Consider the following 18,416-nt stretch of genomic DNA (forward strand, 5'->3'; position numbering starts at 1 on the left):
TTATCATTTAAATATTATTTTTTAAATATCATTCTTCTAAATAAGCATAGTTGAATTTATATCTTCCCAAAGGCTCATCAACATAATTTTTAAGTTTAGGATTAACTATCAAAAAATCAGTTCTATATATAAATGGTATAATAGGAACTTCATCAAAAAGAATTGATTCAGCTTCTTTCAAAGCTTCCATTCTTTTTTGTGCATTTGTGGCAGTAGTGGCAAACTCTATCAAAGAATCATATCTTGCATTTGAAAATCCTCCGTAATTTATATCACTATAGCTAGTCATAATTTGAAGCATTGTAATAGGATCATTATAATCACCAGTCCAGCTTGTTCTAGCCATTTGATAATTTCCGGATTCTCTGAAAGGCAAAGTAATTTTTGATTCTTCTGTTCTAACCATTACATCTATATTAAGAGTATTTTTCCACATTTGCTGAATTGCTTCCAAAACAGTAGTATAAAATCCAGATGATACTTTTACTTCTAAAATTGGAAAATTTTCTCCATTAGGATATCCTGCTTCGGCTAATAATTTTTTTGCTTCTTCTACATTATTACTATAATTGTTTGCTATGATATAATTACTGCTTTCCTCTCTGAAGGATTTTTCAAGTCCTTTTACAACAGGAGGGACAAATGCTTCTGCTGGTATTAATTTACCGTATCCTATATTTGATACTATGTAGTTTCTATCTATTGCAAGAGATAATGCTTTTCTTACTCTTTTATCAGACAATGTTTTATCTTTATTATTTAAATCCAAATAATAAACTCCTATAATATCACTTACAGCCATTAAATTATCATTTATTAAATTTTCTATTTCACCAATAGGAGGGGCATTTATAGAAAAATCAACATCTCCTGTTCTTACGGCATTAAGTGAAATATATTCATCAGCTATCAAAACAAAATTAATTTTTTTAGCTACTTGATTAGTATAATTCCAATAATTAGTATTTATTTCAAAAGCAAGCAGTTCATCAGGTTTTCTTTCTACCATTTTGTATGCTCCGTTTCCTATATAAGTTTCAGGATTCCAAGTCCAATCATCACCGTATTTTTCTATTATATCCTTTCTTACAGGCATATAAACTCCTCCGGAAGCTAGTATATCTGTAAAGTATAGTGTAGGTGCTTCAAGTTCTATTGTAAGAGTATTTTCATCTATTGCATTTACTCCTAGATTTTCTACGGACTGTTTCCCTCTTATTATATCTTTTGCATTTTTTATATATTCCATTAAATAACTTATAGGTGATGCAGTTTTCGGATCAACAGCTCTTCTATAGGAATATACAAAATCATCGGCTGTAACTTTTTTACCGTCGCTCCATTTGGCATCATCTCTTAAATGAAATGTATATGTAAGGCTGTCATCGCTTATCTCCCATTTGTCAGAAACGCCTCCTACAATATTTCCGTTTATATCCTTATTAAGAAGTCCTTCAAATGCATGATTAATATAAATATATCCGTAAGTTTCATCATTCAAAGCCGGGTCTATAGTATTAAGTTCATAGCCGAGATTTACATTGATTTCGTCTTTGATATTTTTTGTTTGTTTTTTGCAAGATATAAAAAATGCAAATAAAATTAATAGAATAATAAATGTTTGTTTTGAAGTCATAAAAAGCTCCTTTAAATTAAAATAGAAAATAGAGATTTTTATAACACCGTTTGTCTTGTTTATTTTAGATAATTTAATAAAACAAGACCAACTTTAGAAAAGGTCTCATTTTATTAAAAGTATAAAGAAAATAATAAAAGAGATAATTCCCTACGCTGGCATTACCCAAACAGGTTATAAGGGTCGAAGTTTTTATAAAAAATAATTATGTAAACTTCCTCTCAGCCTTTTCAAGCTCCCCAAGTTGAAAAAATGATATAATATATTTTATTTTTTTCAATAACAAATTATTATTTTTTATTATTGCTAATAAAAATTGTTCGCTCTAAGGCTCTGTCAAGTAAACTTGCCAGAGGTTCACAATTTTTATAATTGGCTTTACAATATTTAAAAATTATTATTATTTATTATTGTTATGCTTATCTACGAAGTCTGCTTTTCTATGTTGCCTAAATAATATTATCAATAAAATTTATATAATGATATTGTTAAGTTTTAAAGCGATAATAAAAATTATTTGCTCTATATCGTGTATATACTAAAAATTTTAGAGTTTGTTAATTTTTTTGTTGTTCTTTTTCCCGCCGTAAAAAGAACCAAAAAGTGCAAGGATAAAATTAGTACTAAATCATACTAAAAATTGTTTTACATGTAATATAAATTATCAATTTAAGCTAAAATATAGCCCTTCGCCGCAGGCGGGCTGTGCCTGCTTCTTTGTGGCAACAAAAGAAGTGGGATATGGGGCAAAGCCCCATATATTAAAAAGAAAATATAATTTTAATTTTGACAAAATATAGTTGTAGTTGTTTAGGTATAACTTAAAAGGCTATGCCAAATAAACTTTTAAACGTTGATGATTTTATGACTAGCTTTCTACTTTATTTATCAAAATGGTATTTAAACTCTATAGTATATGATTCTACTGGTTCATCAGGCAATAAATATGTTTCAGGATTTTTCATCATCATTTGAAGCATATCAGCTTGTGCCTTATAATACATAGATTCATAATAATTACCATTACGATAGTAATTACGATAATACATCATTAATTCGTTTATTACTTGATAATATATAGTATAATTTTGTATTCTTGATTTAATTGCAGTATAATCAACTAATTGTATTATTTTATTATTAATATTAAAGAGCATAGTATCTTTTCCAGAATGCCATATTATAGATTTTTCATCATAATTTATAGGTGTTAATAGACTCCAATCACTTTCTTTAGCATATCTAGGATCAACATCTGTAACCATAAATAGATTTTTACCAGCATTTTTTACATGTTCAGGCTTTATTACAAAGTCGGTTTCTCCTCTATTTAAAGCTGCCTTTATTTCATTTATAGGCGGGATAGGCAGAAAGTATCTATTAAAATCATATGTTACCATATAAGTATTATAAGTTTGATAATATACCTTATTATAATATTCTACCCAGTTAGGAGGTGTAGGAGTTTTATCTCTTTTTTTAACTATTCCTAAATCTCCATGGAAATCATCTACATATGAGTCAATGTCTTTAGGAGTCTCTCCATTGAATTTTTGCCAATCTATAAAATTTTCTGTGACCCATTTATCATTATTTTTTATTGGTGTTAAAGTCCATACATTATTAATCTTTTTATACATACATTGCTTTCCATTTTCCAAATAAAATTTTCCATCATTATATTTAGCCTCAAAATCAGAAACATTTCCCCAAGGAGTTTTTCCTACTTCCTCCCAATTATTTGGATCAGACATATCTTTATCTCTATGTATTCTATAATATTTATCTTTGCTTACAGTATAATCAGGTAAAATTCTTGATCCATCTGGGTTTTCTTCATAAAATGTTTCTCTAAGATCATATAAATAAATATAATCACCTACTAATGCCATTTTTAAATTTGCTAATCCAAATCTTCCTTGCCAGCTTTTTGGTTTAGAACTGTCTAATTGTGTAGGTGAAGGAAGATTCATATATGTATGATATTGACCATATTTTTGCCAATTTAATAAGTCAGTAGATCTATAATAAATATCTGGATATATTAACTCCTTATAATATTCTATATTTACATCTTTATTTAAAGCTTTATCAAAATATTTATATGTTTCTTTAGAACACTTTAATTCTCCATAATTATAAGGCTCAAATATAATTTCATCATCATTTATAACATTTGCTTGATATAAATAATTCCAAGGACTAGTTTCTACAGTTCCTAAATTTTTTGCTACAATGTTTATTTTACCGTCATTATCTAATTCTAAAATTAATGTATGATCTTTATAATTAAATTGTTTCATGTTTTTATCATAGGTATATGAATATTGAGCTAATATATACCATTTTCCTCTAAAAAAGAATTTCTTTTGAAATCCTCCAAATACTAGAGACTCATCATTATTATTTTCAGATACTGTTATGCTTACAGGCTTTAATTTATCAGGTATTCTAAAATCAGTAGGCGGAGGAATTTTGTTAGGTGAAAGTATATTTATTTTTTTACATGAAATAAGAGATATTATTATAAATATTATAATAAAGATATATTTTTTATCTTTTAAATTAAACATAATTTATTTTTTTATCATACCTTTAAACAAATACAATTTATTAATTTTTTAGATTATATCTAAATAGTATTATTAAAGATATTATATTTAGAATGTTTTCTTAAAAATTAATATATATTAATGATACTAATTTTATTCTATATGTGTTGTATAAATATTTAAATTTTACTTAGATTATATTATATAAAATAAAAAAATCAAATTATGTTTTACATGTTTTAAAATTGTTTATTTTGGTATATTATTAGTCAATTATTTTTACTAAAATACTTTAAACTACCGATTAAAATTAATAAAGTTTTCTTAATTTATATTACAATTAACTGTTTTATAAGTTATAAATGTATATTTTATTATGAGTTATGTTAAATGTTATTTAATTCCAGAGATTTTTTAATATTTTTTCCTATAACATTGATTTTGTATTGGATATTTCCAAAAAAATTAAGATATATTTGTCTATTTATAGCAAGTTATATATTTTATATGTTTTGGAATCCTAAATATGCATTATTAATGGGTACTTCTACCATTGTAACTTTTTTAAGCGGCATATTAATAGAAAAATTAAAATATAAAAGAATAGTAGTGGCATTTAGTTTTATAATTAATATTGCTATACTTGTATTTTTTAAATATTTTGATTTTCTTCTATTAAATATAAATATGCTTTTATCAGCATTAAATATACAATTAATAGAGAAGCCTTTTGATATTATTTTGCCTGTAGGAATATCATTTTATACATTTCAGGCATTAAGCTATACTATAGATGTTTACAGAGGTGAAATAAAGTCAGAAAAAAACATTATTAAGTATGCTTTATTTGTGTCATTCTTTCCTCAGTTAGTGGCAGGTCCAATAGAACGTTCAAAACATTTGCTAGGTCAAATACAGAACATGGATAAAATAAAAAGATTCGATTATCATAGAATAACGGAAGGTCTTATTTTAATGCTTTTCGGTTATTTTCAGAAAATGGTAATAGCGGATAGGGCTTCTATATTGGTAGATACTGTATTTAATAGATATTATATTTATAACACTACTGAATTAGCATTGTCGGCGATTCTTTTTGCAGTACAGATATACTGTGATTTTGCAAGCTATTCTCTTATAGCAATAGGAACGGCAAAAGTTATGGGTATAGATTTAATGGAAAACTTTAATACTCCATATTTTGCAAGAAGCATAAAAGAGTTTTGGGGAAGATGGCATATATCATTATCTACTTGGTTTAGAGATTATCTTTATATACCTTTGGGAGGAAATAGATGTTCAAAGATTAGAAGAAGTTTTAACATATTAGTAACATTTTTAGTAAGCGGACTTTGGCATGGAGCTAATTTTACTTTTATAGCTTGGGGTGCTATTCATGGTGTATGCTATTTAATAGAAGATATTACATCGAAATTTAGAAATAATGTTTTAAATAAATTGGGTGTAAAAGTACAAAGTTTTAGTTTTAAATTTCTTGAAGTTATTATTACATTTATAATAGTAGATTTAGCTTGGATATTTTTCAGAGCCGAAACTATACATGATGCCTTTTACTATATACAAAGAATGTTCACTAAAATAGATTTATGGCGTTTATTTGACGGTTCATTATACAAATTAGGATTAGATAATTTTGAAATGAATATACTTATAATATCTTTGATAGTGCTTTTTTTAGTTGATTTGATAAAATATATAAAGAAAGAAACTATATATGAATTTTTAAAAAATCAATGTTTGTATTTCAGATGGGCTGTAATATTTTTCTTATTATTCTTCATTATAATATATGGAAAATACGGTGCTGGTTTTGACCCTAAGCAATTTATATATTTCCAATTTTAGGAGTTATAAAAATGAATGAAGTTAGAAAAAATTATTACGGCAGTCTTTGTACTGAAATGTATGAGATACTGCATGAAAGAGCACCTGAAGATGAATTAAACTTTTATCTATCTTATGCTGAAAAAGGTAAAAAGATTTTAGAACCTTTATGCGGAAGCGGAAGATTTCTAATTCCATTTATAGAAAGAGGGTTTGACATAACAGGAATAGATATGTCCAATGAAATGCTTAAAAAACTAAAATTAAAATTTCCTGATGCCAAAACAGTTCATACTGATATAATGAAATATGATCCGAAAGAAAAATTTGATTATATATTTATTAGTTCAGGTTCAGTATCATTGTTTACAGATATTGATATTTGCAAACAAATTCTAATAAGAATAAAGAACTGGCTTTTAAAAACTGGTAAATTTGTTTTTGCAGTTGATACAATAAAAAATATATGTATAGATGATAATGATTATAATATTGCTGTATCTGTCAAAACAAAAGAAAATTTTGAAATAGTACTTAAATCAAAAAATTATTATGAAGAAAAAACTCAAACTCAGTTCTCGCCATCAATTTATGAAATGTATAATAATACAGAATTGATTCAAAGTGAGTTTATGGATTTTCAGACACACCTTTATAAATATGGTGAAATGGAGCAGTATTTAAAAGAAGTTGGATTTACTCAAGTTAAAACTTTTTCTTCTTTTGAAAAGGAAATTGCAGTTAATGATAAATGTGATATGTTTTTATTTGAATGTAGTTTTTTATAATTATTATAATGTATAATATGATTGATTATTTGATAAATAAAAAAATTATAAATAAATATTTTTTGTGAATAAAATTATGAAGCATAAAGGAACAATACAATTAGAAAGCAAAAGATTATTATTAAGAAGATTTAAAATAGAAGATGCAAAAAACATGTATAATAATTGGGCTAGTGATGATGAAGTTACAAAATATTTAATATGGCAGACTCATGACAGTATTGATAAAACAAAACTCATTTTAACTGAATGGACTAATCAATATTGTTACAAGGATTTTTATCAGTGGGCTATTGTATTAAAAGAAAATAATTTTTTAACAGGAAGCATAGCCGTTGTTGATATGAACGATAGTATAGATATGATTAGTATTGGTTACTGCATATCTAAAAAATATTGGCATAAAGGCATTACATCGGAGGCTTTATCGATATTAATAAAATTCTTTTTTGAAGAAGTAGAAGTTAATAGAATAGAAGCCAAACATAATATTAATAATCCTAATTCCGGAAAGGTAATGCTTAAATGCGGATTGAAAAAAGAAGGAGTATTAAGAAGTATTTATAAAGATAATACAGGACTTGCTGATGCTGCAATTTACTCCATATTAAAAAATGAGTATTTTAATTAAAAAAGAGTTAAGAAAAAAGTTAAATTTTTAGTTTACATAATTTTATATAAAAATAATAGGCTTTTAGAATATGATAAGAAACACAATAAAAATTATTTGCTTTATAGCTATATTTATTACATTGCTCTGGTTTTCAAGCAGAGTTTTAAGATTTAAAAATGATAATGGTATATATCAGGGCGACAGTTTTTATGAACAGAGAACTAACAGCATAGATGTTATGTTTATGGGAAGCAGTCATGTTCATTATAATATTAATCCTGCTATACTTTATAATGAATATGGTATTGCAGCTTATAATTTCACTTCAGGAAGCCAGCCTATTTGGAGTACTTATCATTATTTAGTAGAAGTATTGAAATATCAGAAGCCTAAATTAATTGCATTAGAATCTTATATTGTTGCAGCGAGCAGAACTAATGTTGTAGATTATCAGATTGTAGCAGCCACTTATGCATTAAAATGGTCAAAGAATAGAGTTGAATCTTTAAAAATAACAGCGGCAGAGAGATTTGATGAGTTTATAAATCCTATGTACAGATATCATAACAGATATAAAGATTTAAAAGATGAAGATTTTCTGCCTTATGCTAATAACTATAATCATTATAAATATTTTAAAGGATATTCTTTTCATAATAAAACATTCCCAGTACAAAGACCGAATATAGAAAATATTAAAGATACTTTACCTTTGCTTGAAGAGCAGGAAACTTATTATAGAAAAATATTGGAATTAGCAAAGACAAATAATATACCTATTGTTGTAATAGCTTCGCCTTTTCCTATGACTGATGATGAGGCAAGACATTTTAATAGAGTAGGTGAGATTGCAAAAGAATATGGTGTTCCTTTTATGAATTTCAATCATTATTATGATGATTATGATTTGGATTTTTGGATAGACTATAATGATGCAGGACATTTGAATTATAAAGGCGTTCAGAAATATACTTCTTTTTTGGGTAAATATTTAAAAGATAATTTTGATTTGCCGGATAGAAGAGGAGATACAAATTATGACACTTGGGAGAAAAATGCTTTATATGAGTATAATAAAGTTTATGATATGGCATTAAGAGATATAGAAAATATTAATGATTATATGACAAAAATAACTAATCTTAATGATTATACTATAGTTATTAATATGCTTGGAGAATATTCTACAAATGATAATATTGTAAAAGGATTATATTCTAATTTTAATATAACCAATGAAATGTATACTAATAATGTTTCTTATGTTATAGATAAAAATAAATTAGTATTTTCTTCAATGGGGGCAACTAATTATCTTTATCATAAAGAGCTTAATAAATATAATGATTTAGTAATTGACAGCGGAAGCAGAATAATGATAAGCAGAAGCAACTTAAGAAAAACTACCAATGGAGTTAACATAGTAGTATATGATAATATAACTTCTGAAGTTGTTGATTTTTTTGATTTACCTTATACTAATGATGCTATAAGCGAAGCAATAGAGAGAGATTATTAATATTTGAAAGCACTTTTAATTTATAAATTTAATTAATTTTTCTTAATATTAAAAAGAATTAAAAAATATTAGGTTGTTTACTTTTTTGTAATTTTTATTATCATTATAAATAGAGAGAAAAATAATATGAAGAAAAAATATATATTAATATTTATGTTAGCATTGATATTTGTATCCTGTTCGGCAGTGATAATGTCGCCTAATAATAATACAGAAATTACTGATCCAATGGATCCTTCTAAACCTATAGATCCTCCAGAACCAGATTATCCCCCTTGGACTGAAATACAGCCTCCTTTGCCTGTTTTAGATGATGAGGCAATTAAATACGGAATAGATATTTCTCAAGAAGATAATATAATAAAAGAGCAAATAAAAATAAAATTAAAAGAATATAGAAACGACAAAGGTCAATATAAAGTAATATTTACAGGAAAGCCAAAAGATGATTATTTAGTTTCAGCATCTCTTACAAAATTAACATTAGAAGTTGCAAGAGATTTATCAATTAGTGAGGCAATAATAGATGTTAGTAATGTTTATTTTAATGAGAGAAAGATAAAATCTAGGATGTTTCGAGGAGGAGTTTCTTTAGGTTATTTTAATTTGAGTTTTATATTGCCTGAAAATATCATAAGAGTTATAGAAGGCAATGCTTTTTCATTTTTAAATAATTATTTGAGAGAGATAACAATACCGGATTCTGTTATTGGTATTGATGCTGCTGCTTTTCAGTTATCTGAGGTGCTTAACAAAATAACATTTAGTGAAAAAAGTAAGCTTGAATATATAGGTGAATTAGCTTTTTCTTATTCAACAGTAAAGGAAATAGTAATACCAGCATCTGTAAAATCAATAGGAAGAAAACCATTTGGAAGTTCTTTAACCACTGTTACTTATTTGGGAACTAAGCCTGATACTATAATGAATAATAAAAATGTATTTGATGACTGTGTTAATCTTAAAACTTTATTAATTCCTAATGCTGAAGATCCGGATGATCCTGCTTGGAAAACTTTTTTGGGCGGTAATTTTACTGATATAAGAAAACAGTGATTTTTTATTGAAAAGTATATAGTAAGCTAAATAATTTTAAATATTTTACTTTCTAAAATTTTTTCTTATGCTTAAAGAAATATTTATATTTAAGGATGGAAAGAGTGATGATTAAAAAAATTTTATTAGTATTTGTATCAGTGTTGGTATTTGTTTCATGTTCAAATAATACTACATCACCTAATAGCAGTAATAATTCAGGAGTTACAGATTCTACTGTAGAAGAGCAAGAATTAATAAAAAAATACGGTATAGATATAAGTCAGGAAGATGCATTAATAAGCCAGCAAATAGAACAAAATTTAAAAGCTTATTTTGCTGAAAAGAATTCATATAGAGTAATATTGACAGGAACTCCTAAAGATTACAGTAATAATGAATCTTTATATACTTTAGTTTTAAAAGCAGCATTAAAAGTTAGTTCTTCTATGAATATAGAGTTGGATATAAAAAATATTAATTTTCAAGACGGCTCTGTAAAAACAGGTATGTTTTCTGGAGAAGGTATTAAGAATTCAGAAAATATAGTTATCAATTTTACATTTCCAACAGATAAAATAAAAACTATAGAAATGATGTCTTTTGATCAACTATATAATACAAAAGAAATAACACTTCCTGATTCTATAATTACAATAAAAGAAATGGCATTTCAGAATTCTCAAAGTATAGAAAAATTAACTTTGGGTAAAAATGTTCAAACTATAGGAGATCAGGCTTTTTTTACTTTGGAATTTTTGAAAGAATTAATAATACCAAATTCTTTAAAATCAATAGGTATGGCTGCATTTGCTCAAAGTGAAACAATAGAAAAAATAACTATACCTGCTTCATTAACATCAGTAGGAATGGGAGCATTTTCAAGCTGTCCTAATTTAACTACAGTAATTTACTATGGAACTTCCCCAAGCAGTATAAATAATAATGATGCTTTAATGTATTGCAATAAACTTAAAACTTTAATACTGCCTAATGCTGACACTTTAGATGCTGGAGTTTGGTCAAGTTTCTTAGGCGGTAATTTTACTGATATAAGAAAGCAATAATATTATAAAAATTCTTGAAAGCTATTAATTAAAAAATAAACTCAATATATAGAGTGCCTGCTCTTTATATTGAGTTTTTAATTATAAAAAGTTATAGTAAAGAAAATTAAAGTCTTACTACATCTCTAGTTATTTCTTTTAAGCTGTGAACTCCACACATAGTCATAGCATCTTCAAGTTCAGCACCTAATTGAGCGGCATAAGATTTAACTCCTTCTTCTCCTCCGCCGTAAGCAGCTATTACAAATGTTCTAGCAATAACAATTCCGTCAGCACCTAAAGCAATAGCCTTTAATATATCAGTACCATTTCTAATACCGCCGTCTACTAATATTTTAATTTTGCCTTTAACAGCATCAGCAATTTCAGGTAAAACTTCAGCAGTAGAAGGACATTGATCAAGTACGCGTCCGCCATGGTTTGATACTATTATTGCATCAGCTCCAGCCTCAACAGCTTTTTTAGCTCCTTTAGTAGTCATTATTCCTTTTATTATGAATGGTCTTTTTGCAATTTCTTTTATTTGTTTTAATTCATCTACAGTTTTGCTTCCTGCTTTTGGAGTAAGATTTTTTAAGAAAGGAAGCCCGGCAGCATCAACGTCCATAGCAACAGCAAAAGCATTTGAATCTGCAACTAATTTCATTTTTTCTTTTATAACATCTATATTCCAAGGCTTAACTGTTGGCACTCCTACACCGTTTTGTTTTTTTATCATAGTAGTTGCTGCTATCATTACATTAGCATTAACTCCGTCACCAGTGAAAGCTGCAATTCCTGCTTCAGCACAAGATTTAACTAATATATCATTATATTCTTCTTCTGTGTATTTATTACCATAGTGAAGCTGAACTGCACCTACAGGACCAGCAAATATAGGATATTTAAATTTTTTTCCGAATAACTCAAAAGAAGTGTCAACATCTTCATTAGAACATATTGTGTCCATATTGAGTCTTATTTCTCTCCATTTGTCATAATTTCTAATGGCAACATCTCCTATTCCTTTAGCTCCGGGTCCTGGCATGCTATTTTTACATACTTTACCATTACATATTGGGCATGCCTTACAAAATCCCATACAGTCTTTTGCAACTTCTATAATTTCTTTATAAGTCATAAAATTCCTCCGATAATAATTCAACGCAATAATAATACTAAATATTAAAAATAAAACAAGCAGATTATTAATAATAATAATTTTATATGGTGTTAAATTATTTTTGTATTATAATAATTTATGTAAAATTAATAAACTATGATAGGAATTAAAAATGGCAAAAATATCTAATTATCTTCTTAGTAAACATATAGAAAAATGCAAAATATCATTAGAAGCTTTTGAAAAAAGAGAAATTCCAGATTTAAAAGATGATTTTAAAAAAGAAGCAGAAAAAGTTCTATATGATGCAAATAATTTTTTAAATAGCATTGATCCATTCAATTATTCTGATTTTGATGATTTTAACAGAAAGGCAGAAAAATTTAATGATGAATTAAACAAAATACTTGAAACATTTTATATAAAAGAGCCTGACGAACTTTATACTTATAACAGGTTTATTGAGTATTTTCATTATGATAAAACTATGTTTAATGATGAAAATGATGAAATTGATATTAATGATTTACATACTTTAGATGAATATTTCGATTGCAATACTAATGGAGTTGCTTTAAACAATATGGGATCATATAGATATGCTATAGATAAATATAGTGAAGCTATAGATTTAATTGATTATTATGCATTAGCTTATTATAATAGGGGACTTTCTAGAAGTAATTTAGGATTTTTTAAGAAAGCTATAAAAGATTATGACAAAGCTATAGAATTAAGTAAAAATTATAAAGATGCTTATTATAATAGAGGGTTTGCTAAAAATAATGCTGGCTTACACAAGGAAGCTATTGAAGATTATAATAAGGTTATAGAGTTAGACAATAAAAATATAGATGCATATAATAATAGAGGAGTTTCCAAAAATTACTTACAGCTTTTTGATGAGGCTATGAAAGATTTTAATAAGATTTTAGAATTAGATCCTAATAACTATTGTGCTTATAGCAACAGAGGTAATTCTAAAAATGATTTGGGACTTTATAAAGAAGCCATTGAAGATTATAACAAAGCTATAGAAATTAATCCAAATTATTCAGATGCTTATTATAATAGAGGAAATTCAAAAAAAGAGTTAGGTTTATTTAAAGAAGCTATTGAAGATTATGATAATGCTATAAAATTGAAACCTAGCGATATAAATTCCTATATGAATAGAGGAAATGCTAAATATGATTTAGAATTATATGAAGAAGCTATAAAAGATTATGACAAAATTATAAAATTGGATCATAATTATGTAGATGCTTATTATAACAGAGCAAATGCAAAAAGAGAGCTTGGTTTATATAAGGAATCTATAAAAGATTATGATAAAGCTATATATTTGAATCCTAATTATAGTGATGCATATAATAATAGAGGGCTTGCTAAAAGTGAGTTAGGAATGTATGAAGAAGCTATAAAAGATTATGAAGAATCTATAGATTTATGTGCAGATAATCCAGAAGCCTATTATAATATAGGAAGTGCTAAATATGATTTGGATCTTTTAAAAGAATCAATTAAATATTATGATAAGGCTATAGAATTAAGACCGACTTACAGTGAGGCATATAATAACAGAGGACTTTCTAAAAATGATTTGGGACTTTATAAAGAAGCTATCAAAGATTATGATAAATCTATAGAATTAAACCCTAATGACAGCAATACTTATAATAATAGAGGGCTTACTAAATATAGTTTAGGCTTGTATAAAGAAGCTATAAAAGATTATACTAAGGCTATAGAATTGACTCCTAATTATACAAATGCTTACGGCAATAGAGGAAGTGCTAAAGATGAATTAGGACAGTATCAAGAAGCTATAAAGGATTATGATAAAGCTATAGAACTAGAACCAAATACAGCTTATTTATATAATGATAGAGGATGGGTTAAGAAAAATGCAGGACTATATAAAGAGGCTTTAAAAGATTATAAAAAGGCTTTAGAATTAGATCCTAATAATGAATATGCAAAGAGCAATATTGCAAATCTTAAAAAAGAACATGGCTTGAAATAAAATTAGTTTTATAGGAATTGTATTATGAATGACAATATTAAAGAATTGCTGGATAAAGCCAAAGAAGCTTATGAAAATAAAGAGTATGAAAAGTCCATTGAATATATTGATAAGGTTATATTTTATAATGGCGATTCTTATGATCTTTATCATAACAGAGGATTATCAAAATTAAATTTGGGATTATATAAAGAAGCTATAAATGATTTTGAGAGAGCTATTGAATTGGGTGATGACGGCGAAACTGTATATTATGATAGAGGTTTGGCAAAATTATATTTAGGTAATTATGAAGAAGCTATAGAAGATTTTAACAGAGTTTTGCAAATAAATAATAATGATATTGATTCACGTGTTAATATAGGATTATGCTATCTTTATATGAAAAAATATAAAGAAGCTATAAATATTTATGATGAAGTAATAGCAGATTTTCCTGATAATATTAGTTCTTATAATAATAGGGGATTATGTAAGTTTTATTTATCTAAATTTGAAGAAGCTATAAATGATTTTAATAAAGTTATAGAATTAGATAAAAATGATACAGCAAGTTCGGCATATAATACTATTGGTTTATGTAAATACAATTTGAATGAATTTGATGAAGCTTTGAAATGTTATGAGAAGGCTATAGAGATTAATCCTAATTTAATTAATGCCTATCATAATATTGCTTTGATAAAACATTCTGTGGGATTAGATGATGAGGCTTTATCATATTTGAATAAGGCTTTAGAAATAGATCCTAGTAATATTGAAACATATTTAAAAATTTATTCTATAAAATTAGGTTTAGGTTTAGAGCATGAAGCTAATAAATATTTAAATAAAATTATAGAAATGTATCCTGATGATATTTATGTTTATGATAGAATAGGAAATATAAAAATTGATGCCGGATATATGGAGGAATCTTTAGAATATTTAAAAAAAGCATTAGAAATAAATCCTAATTTTATTGATGCATATTATGATATTGCTTTTGCTTTGCATAAATTAGATTTAAATAATGAGGCTTTGGAATATTTAGAAAAAGCACTTAAAATTTATCCTAATAGTGCAGATACTTATTTCAAAATGTTTTTAATTAAAAGAGCTTTAATAGATTACGGAGGAGCTTTATCTTGTTTAAATAAAATACTTGAAATAGATAATACTGATGTTGTTATTTATAATGAAATTGCTTTGATCAAAATAGAATTAGAATTATATGATGAGGCTTTATATTATTTGAATAAGGCTTTGGATATAGATACTAATAATGCTGAAATATATAATAGTATTGGCTTAGTATATCATTATAAAAAAGATTATGAAGAAGCTATTAAAAATTTTAATAAGGCATTGGAGTTAAATACTTCTATGGCTAGTGCTTATTATAATATTGGTTTGGCATATTATGAAATGCATGATTATGAAAACTCAATTCGATATTATAATAAGGCATTGGAGATAAATCCTCAGTATGCATCTGCCTATATTAATTTAGGACTTATTAAACATAATTTAGGAAACTATAAAGAAGCTATTGACTATTATAAAAAAGCATTAGAAATAAATCCTGATTATAGTTTGGCTTATTATAATATAGCTCTTGCTGAAATGAGTTTAGAAGATTATAAAAATTCTTTGGAAGATTTTAATAAAGCATTAGAATTAGGTTATAATGAAGCAGACATTTATATTAATATAGGACTTATATATTCAAGACAATCTATATATGATAAAGCTATAGAGTATTATAATAAAGTGTTAGAGATAAATCCTAAGAAAGTTAATGCCTATTATAATATTGCTTTTTGTTTATCTAACATGGATAAATATGAAGAAGCTTTAGAAATATATGATAAAGTTATAAGAATGTATCCTGGTAATTTTGATGTTTATTATGAAAGAGGATATACTAAATACAGGGCATTGAAGTATGAGGAGGCTATAAGAGATTTTGATATTATTATAAATGTGAATTCCAAACATTATAATGCTTATTATTATAGAGGCTGTTCTAAAAAATATTTAAAGAATTATGATGAAGCAATAAATGATTTGAATAAGGCTATAGAATATGATCCGAATAATCCTAACTATTACAGTGAAAGGGCTTCTTGTTATGATTATTTAAATAAATATAGAGAAAGTATTGAAAATTATGATAAAGCTATTGAATTAAATGATAATGATTGGTTTTTATATATTTTAAGATCTAAAGAGAAATTTCTTTTATCAAAGGAAAGTAATTTAGAAAATAAAACAAATGATAAGAAATCATTTTTTAATAAAATTATATCAAAAATTGTTTCATATAAAAGTTATACGGATTTAGAAAAGTCAGCATTAAATGATTTAGAAAAATCTTATAAGTTAGCTTTAGAAGATGAATTTTATCTTATGGTATTTAAAGATATTATAAAAGATGAATTTACCAATATAGATTTAGCAACTGAATTTTGTAAGGATAATAATATTACTTTATAAATTATAATATTAGCAGCTGTTTTATTTTTTGTTTTAATTTTGTCAACTACTAGCTGTAGTGGCAACCCGCACGGTATCGTTTATTCTTAATGAATGTCCTTTATACGTGCGGCTGATAACTTATTATTATACAAAATCAATAAATCTATATTACATGTAAAACATATTTCTTAAATATTAGATAATCTTTTATTTTATAAAAAGGTGAAAATTAACAAAATATAGTTGTTTAGGTATATACTATGATATAATTGTATCATATACAAAATTGTAACTTGTATGTTAATAATAAATAGTTATAGGAGTTAAAAATGGCAACAATGACTAATTTTCTATTCAGTCAACATTTAAAAGAATCTAAAAATAAATTAGAGAATTTGCAAAAGGAATTAAATAAATGTTTAGATGAATTTAATGATTTTTTAAATAATATTGATGCAGAAAATTATTCTGATTTTGATGATTTCAATGACAAAGCAAAAACTTTTAATGAAGAATTAAATAAAATAATGTCAGATAAACAAAATTTTATAGTCAGTTTTACAAATATAGTTGACAATAAGAAAGAAGTTGATATTGATCGTTTAAACAATCTTACTGATTATCATGATTATAATTCTAAAGGTATTTATAAAAGTGCTAATGGAGAATATGCAGAAGCTATAAAATATTATGATGAAGCTATAAAGTTAAACCCTAATATGGCAGATGCTTATTATAACAAAGCTGTTGCCAAAACTAAACTTGGACTTTTAAAAGAAGCTATAGAAGAATATGATAAGGCTATAGAGTTAAGAGCTGATTATACTTATGCTTATTATAACAGAGGACTTCTTAAAAGTGATTTAGGACTTTTAGAAGAAGCTATAAAAGATTTTGATAAAGCTTTATCAATAGATCCTAATTTATTTGATGCTTATAATAATAAAGGATTATTAGAAGATGAGTTGGGATTTTCTAAAGAAGCTATAAAAGATTTTAACAAAGCTATAAAATTAAATCCTAATTATGCTCTTGCATATAATAATAGGGGAAATGCCAAAGATAATTTAGGACTTTATGAAGAAGCTATCAAAGATTATGATAAAGCTATAAAATTAAATCCTAATTATGCTCTTGCATATAATAATAGGGGAAATGCTAAAGATAATTTAGGACTTTATGAAGAAGCTATAGAAGATTTTGATAAGGCTATAAAATTAAATCCTGATGATACAGATGCTTATAATAACAGAGGTAATGCAAAATATAATTTAGAGCTTTATGAAGAAGCTATAGAAGATTATGATAAAGCTATAAAATTAAATCCTAATTATGCTTTTGCATATAATAATAGGGGAAATGCTAAAGATAATTTAGGACTTTATGAAGAAGCTATAGAAGATTTTGATAAGGCTATAAAATTAAATCCTGATTATGCAGATGCTTATAATAACAGAGGTCTTACTAAGGAAAATTTAGGTCTTTATGAAGAGGCATTAAAAGATTATAAGAAGGCTTTAAAATTGGATCCTAATAATGAATGTGCCAGAGAAAATGTAAAACGTACTAAAGAAGAATATGGTTTGAAATGAAGTTGTAATATATTGTTTTTTTACTAAAATATAATTTTTTCAAGATGTATTTTTATGATTTTTAAAGTTATTGTTCATCAATATGAAGATGGTTTTTGGGCAGAAGTTCCAGATATAAAGTGGTGCTTTACTCAAGCTGATACTATGTAAGAATTAGAATCAAATATTAAAGAGGCTATAG

The 18,416-nt window shown here is 25.8% G+C and carries 12 protein-coding genes and 1 riboswitch; of the genes, 9 read left to right on the forward strand and 3 right to left on the reverse strand.

Annotation, left to right across the window (positions count from 1 at the left end; all coding sequences use genetic code 11):
- Nucleotides 1-28 precede the first annotated feature (28 nt).
- Together BRSU_RS02825 and BRSU_RS02830 are read right to left on the reverse strand one after the other, a co-directional pair.
- Nucleotides 29-1,636: a peptide ABC transporter substrate-binding protein gene (locus tag BRSU_RS02825; RefSeq protein ID WP_048593692.1), complete on the reverse strand. Its 1,608-nt coding sequence runs from the start codon at nucleotides 1,634-1,636 to the stop codon at nucleotides 29-31.
- A 130-nt stretch (nucleotides 1,637-1,766) separates the two neighbouring features.
- Nucleotides 1,767-1,888, reverse strand: a riboswitch (TPP riboswitch).
- 629 nt (nucleotides 1,889-2,517) lie between these two features.
- Nucleotides 2,518-4,209 (reverse strand): hypothetical protein, encoded by a 1,692-nt coding sequence (locus tag BRSU_RS02830; RefSeq protein WP_048593693.1) that lies wholly within the window; start codon nucleotides 4,207-4,209, stop codon nucleotides 2,518-2,520.
- A gap of 369 nt (nucleotides 4,210-4,578) precedes the next feature.
- On the opposite strand from BRSU_RS02830, the gene BRSU_RS02835 reads away from it, so the two are divergent.
- From BRSU_RS02835 to BRSU_RS02860, 6 genes are all read left to right on the forward strand, one after another.
- The gene (locus tag BRSU_RS02835) at nucleotides 4,579-6,054 is read left to right on the forward strand and encodes an MBOAT family O-acyltransferase (RefSeq protein WP_048593694.1); all 1,476 of its coding nucleotides are present in this window, start codon (nucleotides 4,579-4,581) and stop codon (nucleotides 6,052-6,054) included.
- Between the two features lie 11 nt (nucleotides 6,055-6,065).
- Nucleotides 6,066-6,821 carry a class I SAM-dependent methyltransferase gene (locus tag BRSU_RS02840; RefSeq protein WP_048593695.1) on the forward strand — a complete coding sequence of 252 codons (756 nt, stop codon included), beginning with the start codon at nucleotides 6,066-6,068 and terminating at the stop codon, nucleotides 6,819-6,821.
- Nucleotides 6,822-6,897: 76 nt separating this feature from the next.
- Nucleotides 6,898-7,452 carry a GNAT family N-acetyltransferase gene (locus tag BRSU_RS02845; RefSeq protein ID WP_048593696.1) on the forward strand — a complete coding sequence of 185 codons (555 nt, stop codon included), beginning with the start codon at nucleotides 6,898-6,900 and terminating at the stop codon, nucleotides 7,450-7,452.
- Nucleotides 7,453-7,522: 70 nt separating this feature from the next.
- On the forward strand, nucleotides 7,523-8,953 hold the full coding sequence (locus BRSU_RS02850) for an SGNH/GDSL hydrolase family protein (protein ID WP_048593697.1): 1,431 nt from the start codon (nucleotides 7,523-7,525) through the stop codon (nucleotides 8,951-8,953).
- A 126-nt stretch (nucleotides 8,954-9,079) separates the two neighbouring features.
- Nucleotides 9,080-10,009: a leucine-rich repeat domain-containing protein gene (locus BRSU_RS02855; RefSeq protein WP_048593698.1), complete on the forward strand. Its 930-nt coding sequence runs from the start codon at nucleotides 9,080-9,082 to the stop codon at nucleotides 10,007-10,009.
- A gap of 107 nt (nucleotides 10,010-10,116) precedes the next feature.
- Nucleotides 10,117-11,055 carry a leucine-rich repeat domain-containing protein gene (locus tag BRSU_RS02860; RefSeq protein WP_048593699.1) on the forward strand — a complete coding sequence of 313 codons (939 nt, stop codon included), beginning with the start codon at nucleotides 10,117-10,119 and terminating at the stop codon, nucleotides 11,053-11,055.
- Nucleotides 11,056-11,161: 106 nt separating this feature from the next.
- Here the strand turns inward: BRSU_RS02860 and BRSU_RS02865 are convergent, their stop codons facing one another.
- On the reverse strand, nucleotides 11,162-12,175 hold the full coding sequence (locus BRSU_RS02865) for an alpha-hydroxy-acid oxidizing protein (RefSeq protein ID WP_048593700.1): 1,014 nt from the start codon (nucleotides 12,173-12,175) through the stop codon (nucleotides 11,162-11,164).
- Between the two features lie 154 nt (nucleotides 12,176-12,329).
- On the opposite strand from BRSU_RS02865, the gene BRSU_RS02870 reads away from it, so the two are divergent.
- From BRSU_RS02870 to BRSU_RS02880, 3 genes are all read left to right on the forward strand, one after another.
- Nucleotides 12,330-14,183: a tetratricopeptide repeat protein gene (locus BRSU_RS02870; protein ID WP_048593701.1), complete on the forward strand. Its 1,854-nt coding sequence runs from the start codon at nucleotides 12,330-12,332 to the stop codon at nucleotides 14,181-14,183.
- A 24-nt stretch (nucleotides 14,184-14,207) separates the two neighbouring features.
- Nucleotides 14,208-16,661 carry a tetratricopeptide repeat protein gene (locus BRSU_RS02875; protein ID WP_048593702.1) on the forward strand — a complete coding sequence of 818 codons (2,454 nt, stop codon included), beginning with the start codon at nucleotides 14,208-14,210 and terminating at the stop codon, nucleotides 16,659-16,661.
- A 311-nt stretch (nucleotides 16,662-16,972) separates the two neighbouring features.
- Complete coding sequence (locus BRSU_RS02880) at nucleotides 16,973-18,235, forward strand: tetratricopeptide repeat protein (RefSeq protein WP_048593703.1); 1,263 nt, start codon at nucleotides 16,973-16,975, stop codon at nucleotides 18,233-18,235.
- Nucleotides 18,236-18,416 lie beyond the last annotated feature (181 nt).

The sequence above is a fragment of the Brachyspira suanatina genome, assembly GCF_001049755.1.
Taxonomy (GTDB): Bacteria; Spirochaetota; Brachyspiria; order Brachyspirales; family Brachyspiraceae; genus Brachyspira; species Brachyspira suanatina.

Excerpts from the sequence above, each read along its gene's own strand:
- BRSU_RS02825 (WP_048593692.1), bottom strand. The coding sequence starts at position 1,636 with ATGACTTCAAAACAAACATTTATTATTCTATTAATTTTATTTGCATTT.
- BRSU_RS02855 (WP_048593698.1), top strand. The coding sequence starts at position 9,080 with ATGAAGAAAAAATATATATTAATATTTATGTTAGCATTGATATTTGTA.
- BRSU_RS02840 (WP_048593695.1), top strand. The coding sequence starts at position 6,066 with ATGAATGAAGTTAGAAAAAATTATTACGGCAGTCTTTGTACTGAAATG.
- BRSU_RS02845 (WP_048593696.1), top strand. The coding sequence starts at position 6,898 with ATGAAGCATAAAGGAACAATACAATTAGAAAGCAAAAGATTATTATTA.
- BRSU_RS02880 (WP_048593703.1), top strand. The coding sequence starts at position 16,973 with ATGGCAACAATGACTAATTTTCTATTCAGTCAACATTTAAAAGAATCT.
- BRSU_RS02830 (WP_048593693.1), bottom strand. The coding sequence starts at position 4,209 with ATGTTTAATTTAAAAGATAAAAAATATATCTTTATTATAATATTTATA.
- BRSU_RS02870 (WP_048593701.1), top strand. The coding sequence starts at position 12,330 with ATGGCAAAAATATCTAATTATCTTCTTAGTAAACATATAGAAAAATGC.
- BRSU_RS02835 (WP_048593694.1), top strand. The coding sequence starts at position 4,579 with ATGTTATTTAATTCCAGAGATTTTTTAATATTTTTTCCTATAACATTG.
- BRSU_RS02865 (WP_048593700.1), bottom strand. The coding sequence starts at position 12,175 with ATGACTTATAAAGAAATTATAGAAGTTGCAAAAGACTGTATGGGATTT.
- BRSU_RS02875 (WP_048593702.1), top strand. The coding sequence starts at position 14,208 with ATGAATGACAATATTAAAGAATTGCTGGATAAAGCCAAAGAAGCTTAT.
- BRSU_RS02860 (WP_048593699.1), top strand. The coding sequence starts at position 10,117 with ATGATTAAAAAAATTTTATTAGTATTTGTATCAGTGTTGGTATTTGTT.
- BRSU_RS02850 (WP_048593697.1), top strand. The coding sequence starts at position 7,523 with ATGATAAGAAACACAATAAAAATTATTTGCTTTATAGCTATATTTATT.